This window comes from Pontibacter mucosus (assembly GCF_003054055.1).
Classification (GTDB): Bacteria; Bacteroidota; Bacteroidia; order Cytophagales; family Hymenobacteraceae; genus Pontibacter; species Pontibacter mucosus.
The window spans coordinates 315,980-334,403 of the sequence record NZ_QBKI01000001.1; the positions used below are offsets into that span (position 1 = coordinate 315,980).

General features: G+C 52.0%; 16 protein-coding genes. 9 read left to right on the forward strand and 7 right to left on the reverse strand.

Annotated elements, in window-relative coordinates; all coding sequences use genetic code 11:
- Nucleotides 1-312: 312 nt before the first annotated feature.
- The 3 genes from C8N40_RS01420 (at nt 313) to C8N40_RS01430 (ending at nt 3,605) form a co-directional block, all read left to right on the forward strand.
- Nucleotides 313-1,503 (forward strand): baeRF7 domain-containing protein, encoded by a 1,191-nt coding sequence (locus C8N40_RS01420; protein WP_108210023.1) that lies wholly within the window; start codon nt 313-315, stop codon nt 1,501-1,503.
- A gap of 119 nt (nt 1,504-1,622) precedes the next feature.
- Entirely contained in the window at nt 1,623-2,645 is a 1,023-nt protein-coding gene (locus tag C8N40_RS01425; protein WP_108210409.1) for an SPASM domain-containing protein, read from the forward strand.
- 33 nt (nt 2,646-2,678) lie between these two features.
- Nucleotides 2,679-3,605 carry a mechanosensitive ion channel family protein gene (locus tag C8N40_RS01430; RefSeq protein WP_108210024.1) on the forward strand — a complete coding sequence of 309 codons (927 nt, stop codon included), beginning with the start codon at nt 2,679-2,681 and terminating at the stop codon, nt 3,603-3,605.
- A 49-nt stretch (nt 3,606-3,654) separates the two neighbouring features.
- On the opposite strand, the gene C8N40_RS01435 is transcribed toward C8N40_RS01430, so the two are convergent.
- The 7 genes from C8N40_RS01435 to C8N40_RS01465 form a co-directional block, all read right to left on the reverse strand.
- Nucleotides 3,655-3,996, reverse strand: a complete 342-nt coding sequence (locus tag C8N40_RS01435; RefSeq protein WP_092100927.1) for a hypothetical protein — start codon at nt 3,994-3,996, stop codon at nt 3,655-3,657.
- Nucleotides 3,997-4,119: 123 nt separating this feature from the next.
- Nucleotides 4,120-4,296: a hypothetical protein gene (locus C8N40_RS01440; protein WP_245904941.1), complete on the reverse strand. Its 177-nt coding sequence runs from the start codon at nt 4,294-4,296 to the stop codon at nt 4,120-4,122.
- Between the two features lie 31 nt (nt 4,297-4,327).
- On the reverse strand, nt 4,328-5,131 hold the full coding sequence (locus C8N40_RS01445; RefSeq protein WP_108210025.1) for an inositol monophosphatase family protein: 804 nt from the start codon (nt 5,129-5,131) through the stop codon (nt 4,328-4,330).
- Nucleotides 5,128-6,363, reverse strand: a complete 1,236-nt coding sequence (locus C8N40_RS01450; RefSeq protein ID WP_108210026.1) for an Lnb N-terminal periplasmic domain-containing protein — start codon at nt 6,361-6,363, stop codon at nt 5,128-5,130. Before C8N40_RS01450 ends, C8N40_RS01445 begins: the two co-directional genes overlap by 4 nt.
- A gap of 1 nt (nt 6,364) precedes the next feature.
- Nucleotides 6,365-7,075 (reverse strand): 16S rRNA (cytidine(1402)-2'-O)-methyltransferase, encoded by a 711-nt coding sequence (gene rsmI / locus C8N40_RS01455; protein WP_108210027.1) that lies wholly within the window; start codon nt 7,073-7,075, stop codon nt 6,365-6,367.
- A 163-nt stretch (nt 7,076-7,238) separates the two neighbouring features.
- Entirely contained in the window at nt 7,239-7,544 is a 306-nt protein-coding gene (locus tag C8N40_RS01460) for a hypothetical protein (protein ID WP_146173490.1), read from the reverse strand.
- Between the two features lie 109 nt (nt 7,545-7,653).
- Nucleotides 7,654-7,905, reverse strand: a complete 252-nt coding sequence (locus tag C8N40_RS01465) for a 4a-hydroxytetrahydrobiopterin dehydratase (protein WP_108210029.1) — start codon at nt 7,903-7,905, stop codon at nt 7,654-7,656.
- A gap of 120 nt (nt 7,906-8,025) precedes the next feature.
- Between C8N40_RS01465 and C8N40_RS01470 the strand changes: the two genes are divergently transcribed.
- The 6 genes from C8N40_RS01470 (at nt 8,026) to C8N40_RS01495 (ending at nt 18,391) form a co-directional block, all read left to right on the forward strand.
- On the forward strand, nt 8,026-8,895 hold the full coding sequence (locus C8N40_RS01470; RefSeq protein ID WP_108210411.1) for an SDR family oxidoreductase: 870 nt from the start codon (nt 8,026-8,028) through the stop codon (nt 8,893-8,895).
- Nucleotides 8,896-8,975: 80 nt separating this feature from the next.
- Nucleotides 8,976-9,278: a hypothetical protein gene (locus tag C8N40_RS01475; RefSeq protein WP_092100939.1), complete on the forward strand. Its 303-nt coding sequence runs from the start codon at nt 8,976-8,978 to the stop codon at nt 9,276-9,278.
- Nucleotides 9,279-9,359: 81 nt separating this feature from the next.
- Complete coding sequence (locus C8N40_RS01480) at nt 9,360-9,596, forward strand: hypothetical protein (RefSeq protein ID WP_108210030.1); 237 nt, start codon at nt 9,360-9,362, stop codon at nt 9,594-9,596.
- A 96-nt stretch (nt 9,597-9,692) separates the two neighbouring features.
- Nucleotides 9,693-10,388 carry a metallophosphoesterase family protein gene (locus C8N40_RS01485; protein ID WP_108210031.1) on the forward strand — a complete coding sequence of 232 codons (696 nt, stop codon included), beginning with the start codon at nt 9,693-9,695 and terminating at the stop codon, nt 10,386-10,388.
- Nucleotides 10,389-10,832: 444 nt separating this feature from the next.
- Complete coding sequence (locus C8N40_RS01490; protein WP_108210032.1) at nt 10,833-16,937, forward strand: IPT/TIG domain-containing protein; 6,105 nt, start codon at nt 10,833-10,835, stop codon at nt 16,935-16,937.
- Nucleotides 16,938-17,116: 179 nt separating this feature from the next.
- Nucleotides 17,117-18,391 (forward strand): serine hydroxymethyltransferase, encoded by a 1,275-nt coding sequence (locus C8N40_RS01495; protein WP_211318021.1) that lies wholly within the window; start codon nt 17,117-17,119, stop codon nt 18,389-18,391.
- Nucleotides 18,392-18,424 lie beyond the last annotated feature (33 nt).

Consider the following 18,424-nt stretch of genomic DNA (forward strand, 5'->3'; position numbering starts at 1 on the left):
ATAGCTAAAGTATAAGTATGGCGCTTCAAGCCATTCGGATTGCAAATCCGAGTAGATAGCAAGACACGGGTTGCAACCCCGCGCCAGCAATGGTTTTAACAGACACGAGCTACAAACTCGCGCCAATAAAAGTATAAAGTATAGCCGCCGTCACCAACAAGTATAAACAGCGGGAAGCAGTTTGCCCTACCCACTCAAAATAACCGTTAAATGTATTGCTGCGTACTTAAATCCTACACCCCTGTAAGTTGTAGAGGTGCTATGAAAGCATACTAGAATTTATAAATACCATACTTTTAATCCCAAAACAATATGGCATTAATCAATAAGAATGACATTGAGAAACTGCTGAATGTGCAGAGCAACACACAAAACGCATTGTTTATTTCTCTCTACATACCTACGCACCGTGCTGGCCACGAAACGCTGAATGGCCAGGATCAGACACTGTTCAAAAACAAACTGAAAGAAACCCGCAGCCTGCTGGCAAGGCACGATGTGCCGGAGGCAGAGATTACAGAGTACCTTAGACCAGCCGAAGACCTCCTGAACGACGGTGGCTTCTGGCGCCACCAGGCCGAGGGACTTGCCCTGTTCATCACCAAAGGGTTCTCGGCCCACTACACGCTGCCCATCACCATGCCTGAGGTAGTGTATGTGCTGGACCAGTTCTACCTCACCCCTGTGCTGCCTATCCTGAGCCAGAACGGGCGCTTCTTCATCCTGAGCCTGTACCGCGAGAAAGTGGCTTTTTATGAGGCAACCATCGACAAGATCAGGCAGGTTGACATCAGCTCCTTTGTGCCGGAAACCATGACCCAGGCGCTCAAGTTCGACGTCAAGGGCAACGACCAGGACTTCACGCACTCCACCACTACCGTAAACGGTTCTAACATTGTGCACGGCCCCGGCAGCACCAAAGGCGACGAGGAGCATGAGCGGGTGCGCGAGTTTGTGCTTGAGATAGACAACAGCATGCAGCAGCTACTGCACAACGCGCACGAGCCGCTGGTGCTGGCCGGCGTAGACCATTACTGCAGCCTCTACAAGCAGCACAGCAAGTATAAAAACATCGTGCCGCAGAACATCAACATCAACGAGAACGCGGACGTGGTAAACATGAGTGCCCTGCATGAGAAGGCGCTGGCTGTTGTGAAGCCGCTGATGCAGCAGGCGCATACTGATTCGCTGACGCGCTACCAGAACGTGGCTGGCACAGGCGTGACCTCCGAGGATGTTGCCACCGTGGCGGCAGAGGCCGTGCATGGACGCGTGGATACCCTGTTTATCACGCCAAGCCAACCGGTTTGGGGCAAGTACGACGCCAAGAGCGCTACAGCCGAGATACACAACGAGTACAAACGCGGCGACGACGACCTGATTAACCTGGCAGCCATTAAAACGCTGTCGCAGGGAGGCAAAGTGTTTGTGAGCAGCTACAATGGCCTGAGCGAGGTGAGCCCCGATGGCCAGGGCGCTGTCAAGGCGCTGTTCAGGTACTAGCCTGACTTGTTTGGCCGTTAGTGGCAGAAAGTATAATTTAGGGGGTGGCCAGCGAGGCTGCCCCTTTTTTCTGGCAGTTGGCTGTGTGTGGCTGCTGCCGTAGCTCCCTTAAACCTGGTATGGCACTTCAAATAGCCGATGGGCTCAACTTTCTATCCAAACTGACGCCGCTGCGTGCCCTGAATGCACTGCAGGTGGTAAGCAGTTACCTGTACTCCAAGTTTACGGGGCGGGCTACGCACTGGGGGTATCCGCTCAGCATCTCACTCGAGCCCACCACCTCCTGCAACCTGCGCTGCCCCGAGTGCCCCAGCGGCCTGCGATCCTTTACCCGCCCCACGGGCATGCTGCAAGGCGAGCTTTTCAAAGACACCATTGACCAGCTGCACCGCCGGTTGCTGTACCTGATCTTTTACTTTCAGGGCGAGCCTTACCTGCACAAGAACTTCCTGGAGCTGGTAAAGTATGCTTCTGACCGGGGTATCTACACGGCCACCTCCACCAACGCCCATTTCTTGGACGACGCCACCGCCCGCAAAACCGTGGAGTCGGGGCTGGACAGGCTGATTGTGTCCATAGACGGGACAACGCAGGAAACGTATGCGGCTTACCGCGTGGGTGGCAAGCTGGAGAAGGTGCTGGAGGGCACGCGCAACGTGGTGAAGTGGAAGAAGGAGCTCAAGTCGCGCACGCCGCACATCATGTTTCAGTTTCTGGTGGTGCGGCCTAACGAGCACCAGCTCGAGGACGTACAAAAGCTGGCCAAAGAGCTGGGCGTGGATGAGGTGGTGTTTAAAACGGCACAGATCTACGACTACGAGCAGGGTTCGCCCCTGATCCCGACCATAGACTATTACTCCAGGTACCACAATAACGGTGACGGCAGCTACAGCCTTAAGAACAAGCTGCTCAACCACTGCTGGCGGATGTGGCACTCCTGCGTGATTACCTGGGATGGCTTGGTGGTGCCCTGTTGTTTTGACAAAGATGCCGAATACCGCCAGGGCGACCTGCAGCAGCAGTCTTTTGCCCAGGTATGGCGCGGCGAAAAGTATAACACGTTCAGGCAGCAGGTGCTGCGCTCCCGTAGCGAGGTGGAGATGTGCCGCAACTGCACCGAGGGTACCAAAGTATGGGCCTAAGGGATTGACAAAGTATCATACACCCTGTACTTTATGGAAGACATCAACAACGCTCTCGACCTGCTGCTGAATAAGCTGGAGTCGTGGGGGAACCACATTGTGCTCTTGCTGCCCAACCTGTTTGTGGCGCTCATCCTGCTTATTCTTACCTTCTACACGGCCAAGCTGATACGCAGGGGCCTTGATAGCGTGATCAGCCGCTTTTCGCACAGTGTGGCGCTTAACAACCTGATCTCTACATTGCTATACCTGGCGCTGCTGCTCATCGGGCTCTTCTTTGTGCTGAGCGTGCTGCGCCTCGATAAGGTAGTCATTTCGCTGCTGGCCGGTGTGGGTATCCTGGGATTGGCGCTGGGTTTTGCCTTTCAGGATATTGCGGCCAACTTCATTGCAGGAGTGATTATTGCCGTGCAGCGGCCTATCGGTGTGGGTGACATGATTGAGACGAACGACTACTTTGGCGTGATTGAGCGCATCTCGTTACGCACAGTGGATATCCGGAAACCAACGGGGGAACTGGTCCGGTTGCCCAATAAGATGGTATACGAGAACCCGGTCACCAACCTCTCCTTCCACGGCACCCGGCGCGTGGACCTGGAAGTGCGCGTGTCTTTCTCAGAAGACCTGGAGCGGATACAGAAGCTGGTGATAGAGGCCCTGGAAGATGTGAAGAACCGGGTAAAAGCCCGCCAGATTGAGGTGATGTTTGATGCCTTCGAGGAGAGTTCCATCCGGTTCAAGGCCAGGTTCTGGATTACCTACAACCGCCAGGTCGACTACGTGGGAGCCAAGAGCGACGCGATTGTCCGCATCAAAAAAGCCTTCGACGCCAACAACATCATCATCCCCTACCCTATACACAGCCTCAACTTCAGCGAGAAGGGCAACCGGAGGCTGGGCGACGAGCTGCAACGTATGCGTGGAGACGGCACGGGAACAAGCTGGCGCGACAACAGCTAGTTATACTTTTCAAACAGAAAGGGCCGATGCAGTATCGGCCCTTTCTGTTTTACTTGTCTTTTTTGTCCAGGTTCTTGCCCAGGTCCTCCACCTGCTTCAGGAAGGTATCCACGTTCTCGTCGGCGTAAGGGCCGTAGGAGTTGGAGATGGTGCCCTTCAGGCCGCTTTTTGTCTCCAGCGCGTAAAGTATAGACATGTCATCCGGGTCGCTCTCGCCCTCAAAGCGGTAGTGGTCCACGATGCGTACCTGGTCCGGGGTGAAATAGGTTTCTCTTTCCTCCATGGTGCAGAGCCTTCCGTCCTGCCCTACCTTGAAGTCGTACTTGTAGCCGTCCTTGCGCAGGCGGTTGAGCACGTTTACTAAAGATCTTTCTTCAACTTTATCTTGCATAGTATGTCGTGTTAAGTGGTTCTATCTTTAAGTATAGACCTATACGCAAAATCAAAGTAGAGGGACGATCCAAGTGCCCGGAATACCCTTGGAGCCGGTGTTGAGGCTGTGCGGAAGTATAAACTACGCTTTCGCCTGCTGTTTCTCCAGGTCTTTCTGTATCTTTTTAAAGTCGATAGTGGAGCAGGCGCCACAGCTTTTGGCGCAACCGTCCTTGGCCGAGAACGTCTGGTAAAGCATGCGCACCATGTAGGCGATGGCTACCAGAAAAATAAGCAGAATGAGGACTTGCTGAATCATACTTTAGAAACCGTGTGAAAGTATAAAAAGTTTAGGCGGATGGCTTTTTCCAGAACTCACCGATGGTTTCTTGCATCTCCGGGTGGATGTGGCCGTTGCTGGCCACGATCTCCCGCCCAAAAATGTAGTCGCCCTCATCGGTAAACCTGCTGAGCCTGCCGCCCGCCTCCTGCACAATCACAATGCCGGCAGCCACATCCCAGGCGTTCAGGTTAAACTCGAAAAAGCCCTCAAAGCGGCCACAAGCCACGTAGGCCAGGTCCAGCGCTGCGGAGCCAATGCGCCGCACCCCATGCGAGCGCGACATAAACGCGCCAAGCACCTGCAGGTACTGCTGCGTCAGGCCAAAGTCATAGTAAGGGAAGCCGGTGGCGATGAGGCTGTCTTTCAGGGCCGGGGCGTCGGATACTTTTATGGGTGAGCTGTTGCAGAAAGCGCCGCCGCCTTTGTAAGCCCAGAAGCACTCGTCGCGGTTCGGGTCGAAGATGGTGCCTACCACTACCTCGTCGCCGTCCAGCAGGCCCACGCTTACGCAGTAGGCGGGCAGGCCGTGGGTAAAGTTGGTGGTGCCGTCCAGCGGGTCAATCACCCAGTTAAAGCGCTCGCCGCGGGTGGTGTCGGTGCCTTCCTCGGTGATGAAGCCGGCCTCGGGCAGCAGCTGGCGCAGGCCTTCCACCAGTTTCTTCTCCGCCTCCTTGTCTACATAAGACACCAGATCGTTGAAGCCCTTCTGTTCGATGCTGGAGCGCTCGAAGGTCTCTCCTTCTTTCCGTATAAAAGCGCCGACGCTGCGGCAAAGTATGTTCAGGTTGTTGGCCAGTTGGTTCAGGTTCATATTTTATGTGCTATACTTTGTGGATGTGCCAGGGCTTGTGCCTTTTTAGAGAACCATACGGCGTAAGCGCCTCGAAGTATGGCGGCCACCATGATGGGCAGGAAAGCGGCATGGTACATTTGCGGCCACAGCGGCCAGCCAATTAGGGCCACCAAGGTGAGGATGGTAGTATAGAGCATGTACTTGCGCACCCACTCTGCAAGGACCGTCTGGCCCAGGAAAAAGGCTACTATGGCGTGTGTCGGGATGGCCCAAAGCAGGTTAAAGTTATAAGCAGTAGCCTGGTGGTCGGTGGCAAACCAGAGCAGCAGCACCACGATACCCAGCACGCCCAGCATAAAGAAAAATGCCATGTCGAACACGCGGCTGCGGCGACGCTTGATGAAATCCATCACCGTAAGCGCCACGACTATTACCAGGAAAGTCCAGAACACGAGCTGCGGCGTCAGCCAGCCGGCCTCCAATGGCTGGGAAGGATCGCGCTCAAATATCACCTTCTGCTCCAACATCAGCGGCGCCGTTTTGCCGTTCTGGGCGATGGTGGCGCTGGCTAGTCCTTTGGCCAGGTAATCCGGCAGGAACATGTACTCATATGGCGTGGCTTTCTGGTCGATGCGGGCGCCCAGGGCGATGTCGATGCCGAAATCCCCCCACGGTTGAGGGCCCAAGTATAAATCGATGAGGTTACGGAAGCTGTAGCCTTTGTCGAAGTGGCTGATGTTGAAGGCCAGCTGGTTAGGGAACGTGGCCTCTACACCGTCGCGGATGCGGGTAGCACAGTTATCGAAGAAGAAGTCGTAGAGGTAGAAGCGGTTCTCAGGCAGGTAGTTGTGCGTCAGGAAACCCCAGTACTGCTGCTTCTGCTCCTCGGTGAAGTTGAACTCCTGCTCATACACCGAGCGGTTCTCCATGGTATAGCTGTACACAAAGTCGCGGAAGTGCGCCGCCGATAGCTTATACCGCAGTTTGCCCTGCGCGAACTTGAGGTAGAAGTTGGGTTCGTCGAAATCGAAAGTGCCGTAATTGAACACCACGTCCATGCCGGTTATGGGGTCGTTTACGCGCACGGCGCTGTGCCCGAAAATGGCGTACAAATCCGGCCCCGGCGAGCAGGTGATCAGGCTGATTCTGGCCTCAGGCGAGAGCTGCACGCCCTCAAACTGCGCCCAGGCCGGCAGGGTGAACACGCTGAGCAGCAGCGCCAGCGCGAGTTTCTTTACAAATGCTTTCATCTTATTCTTTATCGGCTTTGCCTGCTTTGGCGGCTCCGGAAACCACTACTACAAACTCCCCTTTTATACTTTTGTTGTTGAAAATCTGCAGCAACTCCTCCAGGGTGCCGTTGATGGTTTCCTCAAACATCTTGGAGATTTCACGTGAAACAGAGGCCTCGCGTTCTCCCCCGAATACCTCCTTAAACTGCGCAAGCGTCTTGAGCAGGCGGTGCGGCGACTCGTAGAAAATCATGGTGCGCTCTTCGTTGGCCAGGCTCTGCAGGCGCGTCTGGCGCCCTTTTTTGATGGGCAGGAACCCCTCAAACGTAAAGCGGTCGGTACTGAAGCCCGATTTTACCAGCGCCGGCACAAAGGCCGTGGCCCCAGGCAGGCACTCCACTTTAATATCATGCTTGAGGCACTCGCGCACCAGGTAAAAACCGGGGTCCGAGATGCCGGGCGTGCCTGCGTCCGAGATGAGCGCCATCACCTCCCCTGCCTTCAGGCGATCAATGAGGTGGGCGGTGGCCTTGTGCTCGTTGTGCAGGTGGTGGCTGTGCATGCGCTTTTCGATGCCCAGGTGCTGCAGCAACTTACCGCTCGTGCGCGTGTCCTCGGCCAGTATCACGTCCACCTCCTTTAAAATGCGTATGGCCCGCAGTGTAATATCCTCTAAGTTGCCGATGGGCGTCGGCACCAGGTATAAACTTGTTTTTTCCTGTTCCTGCATGGCGTAAAGATACTATAGATAAGGGAGAAAGGTGAAAAGGGAAGCCATACTTATACTTTTATACTTTAGACAGGTGCTGCGGAAGTATAAACTAAACCATTTTATACTTTGAGTGGCGTGCAGGCAAAGTATAAACCTGTGCTAAGACTCGCCCTTCTGCAGTTTATACTTTCAGAACAGTCTTCAGCAACCGGTTAATGCTGCGATCGGATAGAAGGCTGGCAAAGTGCGGCAGCAGCATTATCGTTCTGTTATTACCCCAGGCAGCCTTGTCCAGCAAAGCCATCAGTACCAGTTCTGCACAGCTATAGGGCACAAGCACATACACCAGCAAGCTCTTCAGGTATACCCACACCCAGTCAGTCGCATTGGAGGGAGTCCCCATGAACCTTTCGAACGGTGCCCGAAGCGCGCGGCTGTAGAGCACATAGAAACAAAGCATCAAGGTAACGTGCCCGAATAAAGCCATACTTATAGCACGTTAAGTTTATCTGATTTTCTTTACTGATTGCTGCTGCCTTTCAGGAAGCCTGTGCCAAAGTATGGCTCCCCAAAGTATAACCTCGCCAAGTATAGCCTTACCCCTCGGCCATCATCTTGTCATAAATTTCGTCAATACGCCGGGCCAGTTCCAGGTCTTTTTCCGTAACGGTGTTGCCGGCGTCGTGGGTAGTAAGTTCTATTTCTACCTTGTTGTACACGTTGCTCCACCATGGGTGATGGTCCATTTCCTCGGCCACCTCGCCTACCGTGTTTATAAAGGCCAGCGCCTGCTTAAAGTCCTTAAACGTAAGGCTGCGCTTTAATTTGTCTTCTTCCTCTCTCCACATAAAGTATAAGTATAAAGTATAAACGGCTGCGGCAGGTATAAGATGACTTTATTGGATAACCACCCCAAAACGCAGGCGTATAGTAGGGAACTGCCCAAAGCGGCAATCCTACTTAAAACTATGAAAACTATGGCAAACAAACCAACCAAGCTACCTGCCCAGGAGCAGGAGCAGCAGCCTGGCAAAGAGCATGAAATGACCCCGCAACCCGAGTACATCCGGGAAGGCTACAAAGGCAGCGACAAACTGAAAGGCAAAAAAGCCCTGATAACCGGCGGCGACAGCGGCATCGGCCGTGCCGTGGCCGTGCACTTTGCACGTGAGGGGGCCGACGTGGCGATTGTATACTTAAACGAGGATAAAGACGCCAAAGACACCCTGAAGCTGATTGAAGCGGAAGGGCGCAAAGGGCTTATCCTCTCTGGCGACATCGGCGATGAGAAATTTTGCCGGGACGCCGTGCAACGGGCCGTAAAGGAACTGGGCGGGCTGGATATACTGGTGAACAATGCCGCCGAGCAGCATGAGCAAAGCGACTTGAAAGACATCTCGAAGGACCAGCTGCAGCGCACGTTTCAGACTAACATTTTCTCGATGTTCTACATGACCAAAACCGCCCTGGAGCACATGAAGGAAGGCAGCGCCATCGTCAACTCCACCTCCGTTACCTCCTACCGCGGCAGCGACCACCTGATGGATTACGCCTCCACCAAAGGCGCTATCACCGCCTTTACCCGGTCGCTTTCGGCCAACCTGGCCGAGAAAAAAATACGTGTGAATGCCGTGGCTCCCGGCCCTATCTGGACACCCCTTATCCCGGCCTCCTTTGATGCGGAGAAAGTAAAGGAATTTGGGCAGAATGTGCCGCTCAAACGTCCCGGGCAGCCTTCTGAGGTGGCCCCGGCCTATGTGTTCCTGGCCTCTGAGGATGGCTCCTACATAACCGGGCAGGTGATACACGTAAACGGCGGTGAGCAGGTAGGCAGTTAAACCTAAGTGGCCTGAAAAGAGTAAAACAAAGTATAAGCGCTCTGGCAACGGGGCGCAGTGTTAATTAAAAGAATGCAATTATGGCTGAAGATAAAGAAAACAAGGATGCGCTGAGAAACCAGCCGCCAAACAAGCGGGGTTTCCGTGAGATAGAGGAAGATACCGGTGATCTGGAGATGCGCGCGGGCCACATTATACCGGGCGCTGACCCGCCTAAGAACGAGCACCAGCGCGGTGGCTTCGGCAACCGCGATGGCAAGGAGGGCTATGGCAGCGACACGGCTTCCGAGGGGCCAAGCGCCACCGGCGTCAACGACTTTGCCGACGACGGCGTTCCGCCGCCAGACAACATGCGCACCGAGGACGAAGGTCGTGGCACCTAAGTATAAAGTATAAGCAAGAAGAGAAGGCCGTAAAGTATAAACTGGCCGTGAAGTTGAACAACCATTAAAAAGGAGGATATTATGCCATCATATAAGCACACCCAACCCGGCGGCGAAAACAAAGGAAGGCCAACCGGCGAGGGGAAGAGTAAGGCAGCAGGCAAGCCTGTAGACCCAAACCAGACCCGCGCGGAGCACGAGGAATTGAAGAAAAAGCACACCGACGGGCCTGATAAAGCGGCGGGTAAAAACACCACGACCAACAACCCGAACCGCAACACCAACAAGCCTGATCTGGACAACAACAAGTATAATTAGAATACCTAAATGGCCTAAACAGAAATAGCACCTGTAGCACGGGTGCTATTTCTGTATTACCTTTACGGTTCGCCTTGTCCGCGGAAAAAAGACCCTATGCCCCGTTACGCCATTACAGATATACATGGTTGTGCCCGCACTCTCAAGGCCATGGTGCACGACCAGCTCCGCCTCACCAAGCATGACGAGCTCTACCTGCTCGGCGATTTTGTAAACAAAGGGCCTGACTCCAAGGGTGTAATTGATTTTATACTTCATCTGCAGAAGCAGCGCTATCAGGTGCACTGCCTGCGCGGCAACCACGACCAAATGCTGCTGAAGGCGGTGGAGAAAGGTGAAAAAGCCCTGAACCTTACCTCAACGGAGCGGGGGCTGGTGCTGCAGAGTTTCGGCATCACGCGTTTTGAGCACCTCCCCGACAAGTATACGGCCTTCCTCAACGGTCTCCCCTACTATTTAGAGCTACCCGATTACTTCCTGGTGCACGCTGGCTTCGATTTTAAGCAGGATGACATCTTCTCCGACAAGGAAGCCATGCTCAACATCCGCGACTACAAGCCCGACTGGGGCCGCCTCGGGAACAAAAAGCTGCTGCACGGCCACACGCCTACCCCTCTCCACGGCATTAAAAAAGCAGCCTCGCACAAAGAGCCAAAGCTAAACCTCGACGCTGGCTGTGTATACTACCGGAATGCGGCTTTCGGCAACCTGGTGGCCTTAGACCTTGATACCCTGGAGCTTTACATCCAGCCCAACATTGATCGCCCGTATCCTGTAGCCCGCAAAGGGTAGTCCTTTTCTCCTCACTGGCTTAGGTGCAAAATCATTTAACACACCTGTTCGATGCTAAGTTGAACTGTTTATACTTAGTTTTCGTAGGAATATACCTTATTCCATATATATTATTTTGTACTTTTCTGTTGAAAACTTAGAAGTGAAGAAGCTGTGGAAATTGCATTGCCTCTCAGTGCTTCCAAGCGGCTGACTTTTAATGTCTTAACATTCTGTTTAAAACAGAGGAGCTGCTCAGCCTATCAAACAGGCTGCAATGCAACTTTCAGGGGATTATTGTCCCGGAAAAACCTTACTAGTGGCATATAATACTATATTCTTAAAATTAGATAAAAAAACATATAGACATATTGCTAAAATGATAGATAAATTATCTTATTTTGTGGCAATTAGGCTTAACATAAATTAGCACAAAAATTTTTATTACATACTTAAGTTCGAGCTATGGTGCAACTCTACAATCCCCCTATTACACAACTCCTCAGGTCGCTGCTCTTGCAGTGTGTTTTCTTGCTCGGAATAGTCTCCATGGCTGTGGCGCAGACCTATCCGGCCCCAGCTGAATACCATGGTCCCTGGAGAACACCAACGTCTTCGAATGTAAAGACTAATGGCTTGGTAGCGGATGGCGCTGAGATTTCACCAAGTGCTGCCGGTGGTTCAGCCCAGTTCAGAACCACCTCTGCTAATGTCGACATCAAACTAAACGGGAATGGAATTACTGGCTACAAACTGAGTTATAGCATTGTAGCTACTACCACCAGAGCAGGCGCAGCAGAGATGACGGTAAGCTACAGCACCGACGGACAGGCCTATGGGAATGGTGTCACTAGCACTGTGCCGGCAGAAGCCTCCCGTATAGACTTATACCTACCTGCCGCTGCGACAGATGTAAGGTTCCAGCTGGCAAGTGTTAAGGATGCCTATGTGTTCCTGGATGCGGTAAAGGTATCGCAACAGCCTGAACTCGATGGCTTCACTCCGGCAGGGGGAGTGCCGGGTACACCTGTAACAATTACAGGTACGCACCTGAATGAGACTTCTGCAGTATTCTTTGGAGCAGTGCCAGCTGAAAGTATAACAGTGAATCCAGAAGGTACGTCTGTTTCAACAGTGGTGCCAACAGGTGCCAAGAGCGCCTTTATTAAAGTGGTTACGCCATACGGAGAAGCTTTGGGTGCCACAGAATTCGTAGTGCCAGCTCCCGTTGTCTCTGGCTTCACACCAGCCTCAGGCGGTGCCGGAGATGAGGTAATCATCAGCGGTCAGTATTTTACAGGTGTAACAAGCGTAGAGTTTAATGGAGTAGCAGCAACCCCTAAAACGGTTGCCGAAAATGAAATTACAGTTGAAGTGCCGGCTGATGCAACTGATGGGGTGCTCACTGTAATCAGCCCTGCGGGAAGCGGCAAAAGCACAGCAGAATTTGACGTGCTTGCCCCAAGCATCACCGGGTTTACCATGGGGGCGGGAGAAGATGGTTCAGTAGGTACAACAGTAACTATTTCCGGTACTCACCTGACTGCGGTAGATAAAGTGCTGTTCAATGGAGCTGAGGCTGTCTTCACGATAGTTGATAACTCAACAATTACAACCACAGTGCCGCTTGGTGCTAGCACTGGCTATATCACAGTACAAAGTGCGGCTGGAGACGGGGTTAGCCCGGAAGTTTTCAATGTGCCGGCTCCTCAGTTTGTTGCGTATGATAACGTTGACTCTCAGTTTAAGCCAACCTCAGCTGGTCCGAACATGCAGATAACGCTGTATGGTGTGAACCTGGCCAGCGTAAGCAGCGTGGTGTTCCTGGGAGCAGAAGGCGATGACAGTGATAACAGAGAAGCTACTTTTGCTACCCCAACGAGCGACAACGAATTGGTGGTAACAGTGCCAACTGATGCGAAGACAGGAAAAATCCAGCTTATCGCTCCAGGCGAAAAAACAGCCACCAGCGAGCAAATCTTTAATTTTGTTCCTGCCCCAGTTATTTCCACCGTTGCAAACACAACAGCAACCGATGGAAGAACTTATGGCCTGGTGGGGGATGAAATAACCATTACAGGCGCAAACTTTGAAACAGCACATACGGTAACGCTCGGTAGTGCGACACTAACTCCATTTAACGCCGACACCAATACAGCTGGCTTTGTGGTAAATGAAGAGGGTAACGCCATCACATTTAACATTCCGCAAGGAGCAGTATCAGGTAGCGTAACAGTAAAAACCCAAGGCGGAGAAGCAATTTGGGAAGGGCCGTTTGACGTTATTTATGCTCCTACTATTGCAAGCTTCAGTCCGGTTAAGGGACCAATCGGTCAGGAGGTGACAATTACAGGTGAACACCTGAAGTATGTTTCGGAGGTTGTGTTCCTGGGTAGTAGCGAGACAGAGGGTGATAACCAAACAGTTACCTTCACCGCCCCTCATGAAAGCGATACAGAAATCAAGGTGATTGTGCCAACTGGTGCCGAAACAGGCTTATTAAGCGTAACAAACCCCGCCAACACCACCACTTCTACAGCTGAGTATGAGGTGATTGTTATACCTGTTATCAATGCTTTTACTCCTTCAGAGGGTGTAGCTGGGAATGAGGTAATCATCACAGGTTATAATTTTACAGGAGCAACAGCTGTGACGTTTGGAGCAAGCAGTGCTGTCGCTCCTTATGATGCTGATACAAACCCAGGCGGCTTTACAGTTGTGTCAGATACAGAGCTAACCATACAAGTGCCAGCCGATGCAACCACAGGTCTCATCTCTATCACGAATGCCGAAGGTACGGGTAGCAGTGAGAATAGCTTCACTATCATTCAGAAGCCAACGATTACGGGTGTTTCACCTCTTAAAGGTGTAGCAGGTGAGACAGTGATTATCCGGGGAACCGAATTCATCGGGGACGACATAGTTGTGACTTTCCTCGGTACAGAAACAGCAGGAGACGAGGCAACAGCAGAGTTCACAGTTAATTCTTCAACGCAAATCACTGCCACTGTACCGACAGGCGCTGTAACAGGCAAGCTGATGGTAACAAACGCAGCCGGAGACAGCGAGCCAAGTGCAGATACGTATGAAGTGGTGACAACTCCTGAAATAATCAGCTTCAACCCTACAGAAGGAAAAGCGGGTGACAAGGTAACCATTACAGGTTGGCTGCTGGACCAGGTAACTGGTGTGAATTTTAATGGTACGGCTGCTGGGTTTACCCTGAACAGCACCGATGGTACAATTGTGGCAACTGTTCCAGCAGGAGCTACTACTGGCCCGTTAAGTTTGGCTGTAAACGAAGAGGTTGTAAACACAACAGAAGAAATCTTTACGGTTATACCAGCTCCGACTATTGTTTCTTTTGACCCTACGCAGGGTGTAGCCGGAACAGTAGTGACGATTACCGGTACAAATTTCAGAGATGTTTCAGGCGTGTCATTTAATGGTGAGCCTGCCGATATGGGAACTGTACAGGTGAACGAAACCTTCAGTGAGCTTAGTGTAACAGTGCCTTACGCCGCTACAACGGGTAAAATCACCGTAACTGCAGACGCAGGAGAGGCGATAAGTGAGGGAGACTTTACAGTGCCGGTTCCAGCCAACATTACTTTCACCAATAATACAGATACTCCTGCTGAGAGCTATGCCTACCAGTTAGTAGAAGTGAGAGGCCAGTATTTCACGAATGCTACGGAAGTTACCTTCAATAGTAATCCGGCCACCATGGTAGGCTCTGTTACAAATGAACTGGATGAGCAGGGTGAGCCGACAGGCTTCCAGCTAATCACAGTTAAAGCTCCATTCGATGGGGGGACGGGTAAGGTAGCCGTTACAACTCCAGCCGGTACTGGTACAAGTGCGGGCGACTATACAGTAAAAGAGCCGGTGATATCAACTATAAGCGCAACGGAAGGCTATGCAGATAAAACCGAAATAACCATTACAGGGTCTCTGTTTACGCAGTATTGGGATGAAACCTTGAATGATGGAGCAGGAGGTGAAGCAAATAAGGCACCTGTTGTGAAGTTTAATGGAGCAGAAGTGACGGCTACAACGTATAGCGAAACCTCGATCACCTTAACTGTTCCTAATGGTGCTAGAACAGGAAGTATAACAGTTCTATCTGGTAGTGGTGAGAGTGAGCCAATGCAATTTAATGTGCTTGCTCCGGAAATCTATAGTGTGGCTCCTCAAGCAGTTTACGCAGGGGAAGAGGTCGTAATCACAGGTACTAACTTCATCAATGTTACAGGGGTTAGCTACGGTGGTATTCAGATAACAGGGTATACCATAGAACTTACAAATGAGGAAGAAGGTGCGGGCACCATTACATTTAAAGCACCAGTAGTAAGCCATAATACTGTTAATATACTAAGCGTAACTTCGACAAGCGGAACAGGGTCGACCACTGACCTCACTGTTTACAGACCTGTGATAACCAGTGTAACTGAGACTGGCAAGACAAACGATACAAGAGTATATGCCGGTGTGAATACTGTCACTATTACCGGTTCGAGGTTTGATGAGTATTATGATGGAAGTGCCGTAACCAGAGGCACACCGGTAGTAACGTTCGCAGGTGCAAGCAGCACACGTGTGACAGGCTCAATCGTAAGCTCTAGCCTTAGTACTACAGAGGAGGGCATAGATGTGCTGGAGGTTGCTGTTCCACAAAATGCTGTGTCTGGCTCTGTAAGAGTACAGAGCGGTAGCGGTACAGGCCAGGCAAGCGGAACATTGACCATCATTGGTTCCCCAACTATTACTAGCTTCTCCACTAATTCGGGATTAGTAGGTTCTCCACTCACAATCACTGGTACCAACTTAGATGAAGCAACTAGGGTAACCTTCCTGGGAACTGATGCAGCTGGCGATGAGATAACTTTAACAACAGGTTATACAGTTAACGCAGGAGGTACACAGATTAGCCTGGAGGTCCCTGCAGGTGCTATCACTGGAAAGATTGCTGTAACGACTCCGTACGGTGGAGGAGAAGGAACAACGTTTACTAGCACAGGTATCTTCAGAGTGGTATACGCGCCGACCATTGCAGGATTCACGCCTGTTTCAGGGCCATCTGGTTCAACGGTGAGAATTACAGGTACAAACCTTTGGGATCTGTTCGGTACAGGTAGCTCACCAGATGGTGCTATGAAGGTATACTTTAAAGGCCACGGAGGCACTGCTATTCCTGCGCTGGATGCTGATAAGATAAATGTGCAGGCAACTGTGACAGCCTACGATACAGAAGGCGGAACCTGGGTAGATGTGACTGTTCCGGAGGATGCTATCACAGGTAAAATTACAGTGGCTAACACCGTGAGTGAGGCAACTACAACAAGTGACTTCGAAGTTACCAGCCCTGTGCTAGTAAGGTTTGAGCATGCGGATGGTAGCCTTATCACCAGCACAAGCCGAGCCCGAATCAAAGAAAGAATACTGCTGAGAGGCTACAACCTGGAGGGTATCGGTACGGTGCAGATAGGAAGTGTATATGCGACGAACTTCTTCGAACCAGCAGGCGACCCGACAACAGTAGAAGTGGTAGTGCCAAAAGATGCCAGAGAAAATACAGTTACGATAGCGGCAGCTGGAGGCGATGATACGAGCTCCGAGCGACTTTACATTGCTGCTCCAACTATCACTGTTACTCCTGCCGGTCCGTTAACGTTCAAAGTAGAGGCTGGGCAGATTTCAGCGGTTCAATCCTACACAGTAACAGGTGAGAACCTGGCCATAGGCGAGAATCTCACAGTAGGCATGTTTAGAGATGATGCCGTGAACGACTTCTACATAGCTTTAGCAGCAGATGCCAGTGATGAAAACTGGGTTAAAGTATTGCCGGCAATTGAGCCTGATGCTGCTGGATTCACTTCGCAGACAATTTATGTGAGGAGCCAGCCAGCAGAAGATGCTAACACAAATCAGGCAGGTCGCATCACTCATAGTTCTTTTGATGCTGTTACACGCTATATGGGGCTGAACTCAGAGGTGCTTCCTCTCCCGGTAGAGCTCATGTCCTTCAACGCGGCGCTGCAGAACAACAACGTGCTGCTGACGTGGGCAACAGCTTCGGAGCAGAACAACTCGCACTTCGAGGTGGAGATGTCTAGAAATCCGAAGAACGGCTTTGAGAAGATAGGCCGCGTAGACAGCAAGGGTTCCAACAGCATGACGCGACTGGACTACGAGTTCACGCACAGACTGGGCAACCTGACCGGCACCATCTACTACCGTCTGAAGCAGGTGGACATTGACGGAACGACGGACTACAGCAAAGTAGTGGCTGTGAACGTGAAGGCCCGCGAAGTACTGCAGCAAGTGCTGGTGGCTCCGAACCCAATCAACTACAACTCTAAGCTGTATGTGTCTGCTGAAGTTAGCGGAAAAGCCAACCTGGTGGTGTACAGCATGACCGGCAAGAAAGTATACGCCAAAGAAGTAGAGCTGCAGGAAGGACCGAATGAGGTACAACTGCCAGTATACGAAAAGCTGAACAAGGGCATGTATATCCTGAGCGTTGAGCTGAACGGACAAGTAAGCCAGGTGAAGCTGGTGAAAGAATAGCGATAACGTATAAGCTATAGCCACAAAGGCCCGGTGCATAAAGCGCCGGGCCTTTGTTTTTATCTCTGAACAAGGTCAACAAAAAGGTAGAGCAAACGGCGAAAAGGAGATAAACTTCTGAAACATTGGTTTATTCGGGCGCATACTTTAATTTTGGGATCATATCAATTTTAAGACCGATGCAAAGAGATACCGCTATATTTGACCTGATCGCGAAAGAAAGAGAGCGCCAGACGCATGGCATAGAACTGATTGCCTCCGAGAACTTTGTTTCGGAGCAGGTAATGCAGGCCATGGGCAGCGTGATGACGAACAAGTATGCCGAGGGCCTGCCGGGCAAGCGCTATTACGGCGGCTGCGAAATCGTGGACCAGTCGGAGCAGCTGGCAATAGACCGCGCCAAGGAGCTCTTCGGGGCAGAGTGGGTAAACGTGCAGCCGCACTCCGGAGCCCAGGCAAACTCAGCGGTGATGCTGGCAGTGCTGCAGCCAGGGGATAAAATCCTCGGATTTGACCTTTCGCACGGCGGTCACCTCACGCACGGTTCTCCTGTAAACTTCTCTGGGAAGTTATACAACCCCTCCTTCTATGGCGTTGAGCAGGAAACAGGCCTGATCGATTTTGACAAAGTGGTGGAGACAGCCCGTCGTGAGAAGCCAAAGCTGATCATCTGCGGTGCCTCTGCCTACAGCCGCGACTGGGACTACAAGAAACTGCGCCAGGCTGCCGATGAGGTTGGCGCCCTGTTGATGGCAGATATCTCCCACCCTTCCGGACTTATTGCCCGTGGCCTGCTGAACGACCCGTTTGAGCATTGCCACATTGTAACTACCACTACCCACAAAACGCTGCGTGGCCCTAGAGGCGGCATGATCATGATGGGCAAGGACTTTGAGAACCCATTTGGCATCAAGACACCAAAGGGCGAAACGCGCATGATGTCCTCTTTGCTGGACGGCGCCGTATTCCCGGGCACGCAGGGTGGCCCGCTGGAGCACGTGATTGCAGCCAAGGCTGTGGCATACTATGAGGCGCTGTCTGATGACTACCTGGGCTACGTGAAGCAAGTGCAGCAGAACGCACAGGCGATGGCCAAGGCCTTCGTGGAGCGTGGCTACGACCTCATTTCCGGTGGCACAGTTAACCACATGATGCTGATCGACCTGCGCTCTAAAGGCTTGACCGGTAAACTGGCTGAGAACGCGCTGGTAAAAGCCGACATCACGATCAACAAGAACATGGTGCCTTTCGATGATAAGTCTCCGTTTGTAACCTCTGGAATGCGTGTGGGCACAGCCGCCATTACAACCCGCGGCCTGAAGGAGCAGGACATGGATCGCATCGTTGAGTACATCGACCACGTGCTGATGAACAACGAGGACGAGGCGAAGATCGGCAGCGTGCGCAGCGAGATCAACAAATGGATGCGCGAGTATCCGCTTTTCGCTTATTAATTATACCTGAAGAATAGGAGGAGCCACTTTTGT

Excerpts from the sequence above, each read along its gene's own strand:
- C8N40_RS01480 (WP_108210030.1), top strand. The coding sequence starts at position 9,360 with ATGCCATCATATAAGCACACCCAACCCGGCGGCGAAAACAAAGGAAGG.
- C8N40_RS01485 (WP_108210031.1), top strand. The coding sequence starts at position 9,693 with ATGCCCCGTTACGCCATTACAGATATACATGGTTGTGCCCGCACTCTC.
- rsmI (WP_108210027.1), bottom strand. The coding sequence starts at position 7,075 with ATGCAGGAACAGGAAAAAACAAGTTTATACCTGGTGCCGACGCCCATC.
- C8N40_RS01475 (WP_092100939.1), top strand. The coding sequence starts at position 8,976 with ATGGCTGAAGATAAAGAAAACAAGGATGCGCTGAGAAACCAGCCGCCA.
- C8N40_RS01425 (WP_108210409.1), top strand. The coding sequence starts at position 1,623 with ATGGCACTTCAAATAGCCGATGGGCTCAACTTTCTATCCAAACTGACG.
- C8N40_RS01420 (WP_108210023.1), top strand. The coding sequence starts at position 313 with ATGGCATTAATCAATAAGAATGACATTGAGAAACTGCTGAATGTGCAG.
- C8N40_RS01470 (WP_108210411.1), top strand. The coding sequence starts at position 8,026 with ATGAAAACTATGGCAAACAAACCAACCAAGCTACCTGCCCAGGAGCAG.
- C8N40_RS01430 (WP_108210024.1), top strand. The coding sequence starts at position 2,679 with ATGGAAGACATCAACAACGCTCTCGACCTGCTGCTGAATAAGCTGGAG.
- C8N40_RS01460 (WP_146173490.1), bottom strand. The coding sequence starts at position 7,544 with ATGGCTTTATTCGGGCACGTTACCTTGATGCTTTGTTTCTATGTGCTC.
- C8N40_RS01490 (WP_108210032.1), top strand. The coding sequence starts at position 10,833 with ATGGTGCAACTCTACAATCCCCCTATTACACAACTCCTCAGGTCGCTG.
- C8N40_RS01445 (WP_108210025.1), bottom strand. The coding sequence starts at position 5,131 with ATGAACCTGAACCAACTGGCCAACAACCTGAACATACTTTGCCGCAGC.
- C8N40_RS01435 (WP_092100927.1), bottom strand. The coding sequence starts at position 3,996 with ATGCAAGATAAAGTTGAAGAAAGATCTTTAGTAAACGTGCTCAACCGC.
- C8N40_RS01465 (WP_108210029.1), bottom strand. The coding sequence starts at position 7,905 with ATGTGGAGAGAGGAAGAAGACAAATTAAAGCGCAGCCTTACGTTTAAG.
- C8N40_RS01495 (WP_211318021.1), top strand. The coding sequence starts at position 17,117 with ATGCAAAGAGATACCGCTATATTTGACCTGATCGCGAAAGAAAGAGAG.
- C8N40_RS01450 (WP_108210026.1), bottom strand. The coding sequence starts at position 6,363 with ATGAAAGCATTTGTAAAGAAACTCGCGCTGGCGCTGCTGCTCAGCGTG.
- C8N40_RS01440 (WP_245904941.1), bottom strand. The coding sequence starts at position 4,296 with ATGATTCAGCAAGTCCTCATTCTGCTTATTTTTCTGGTAGCCATCGCC.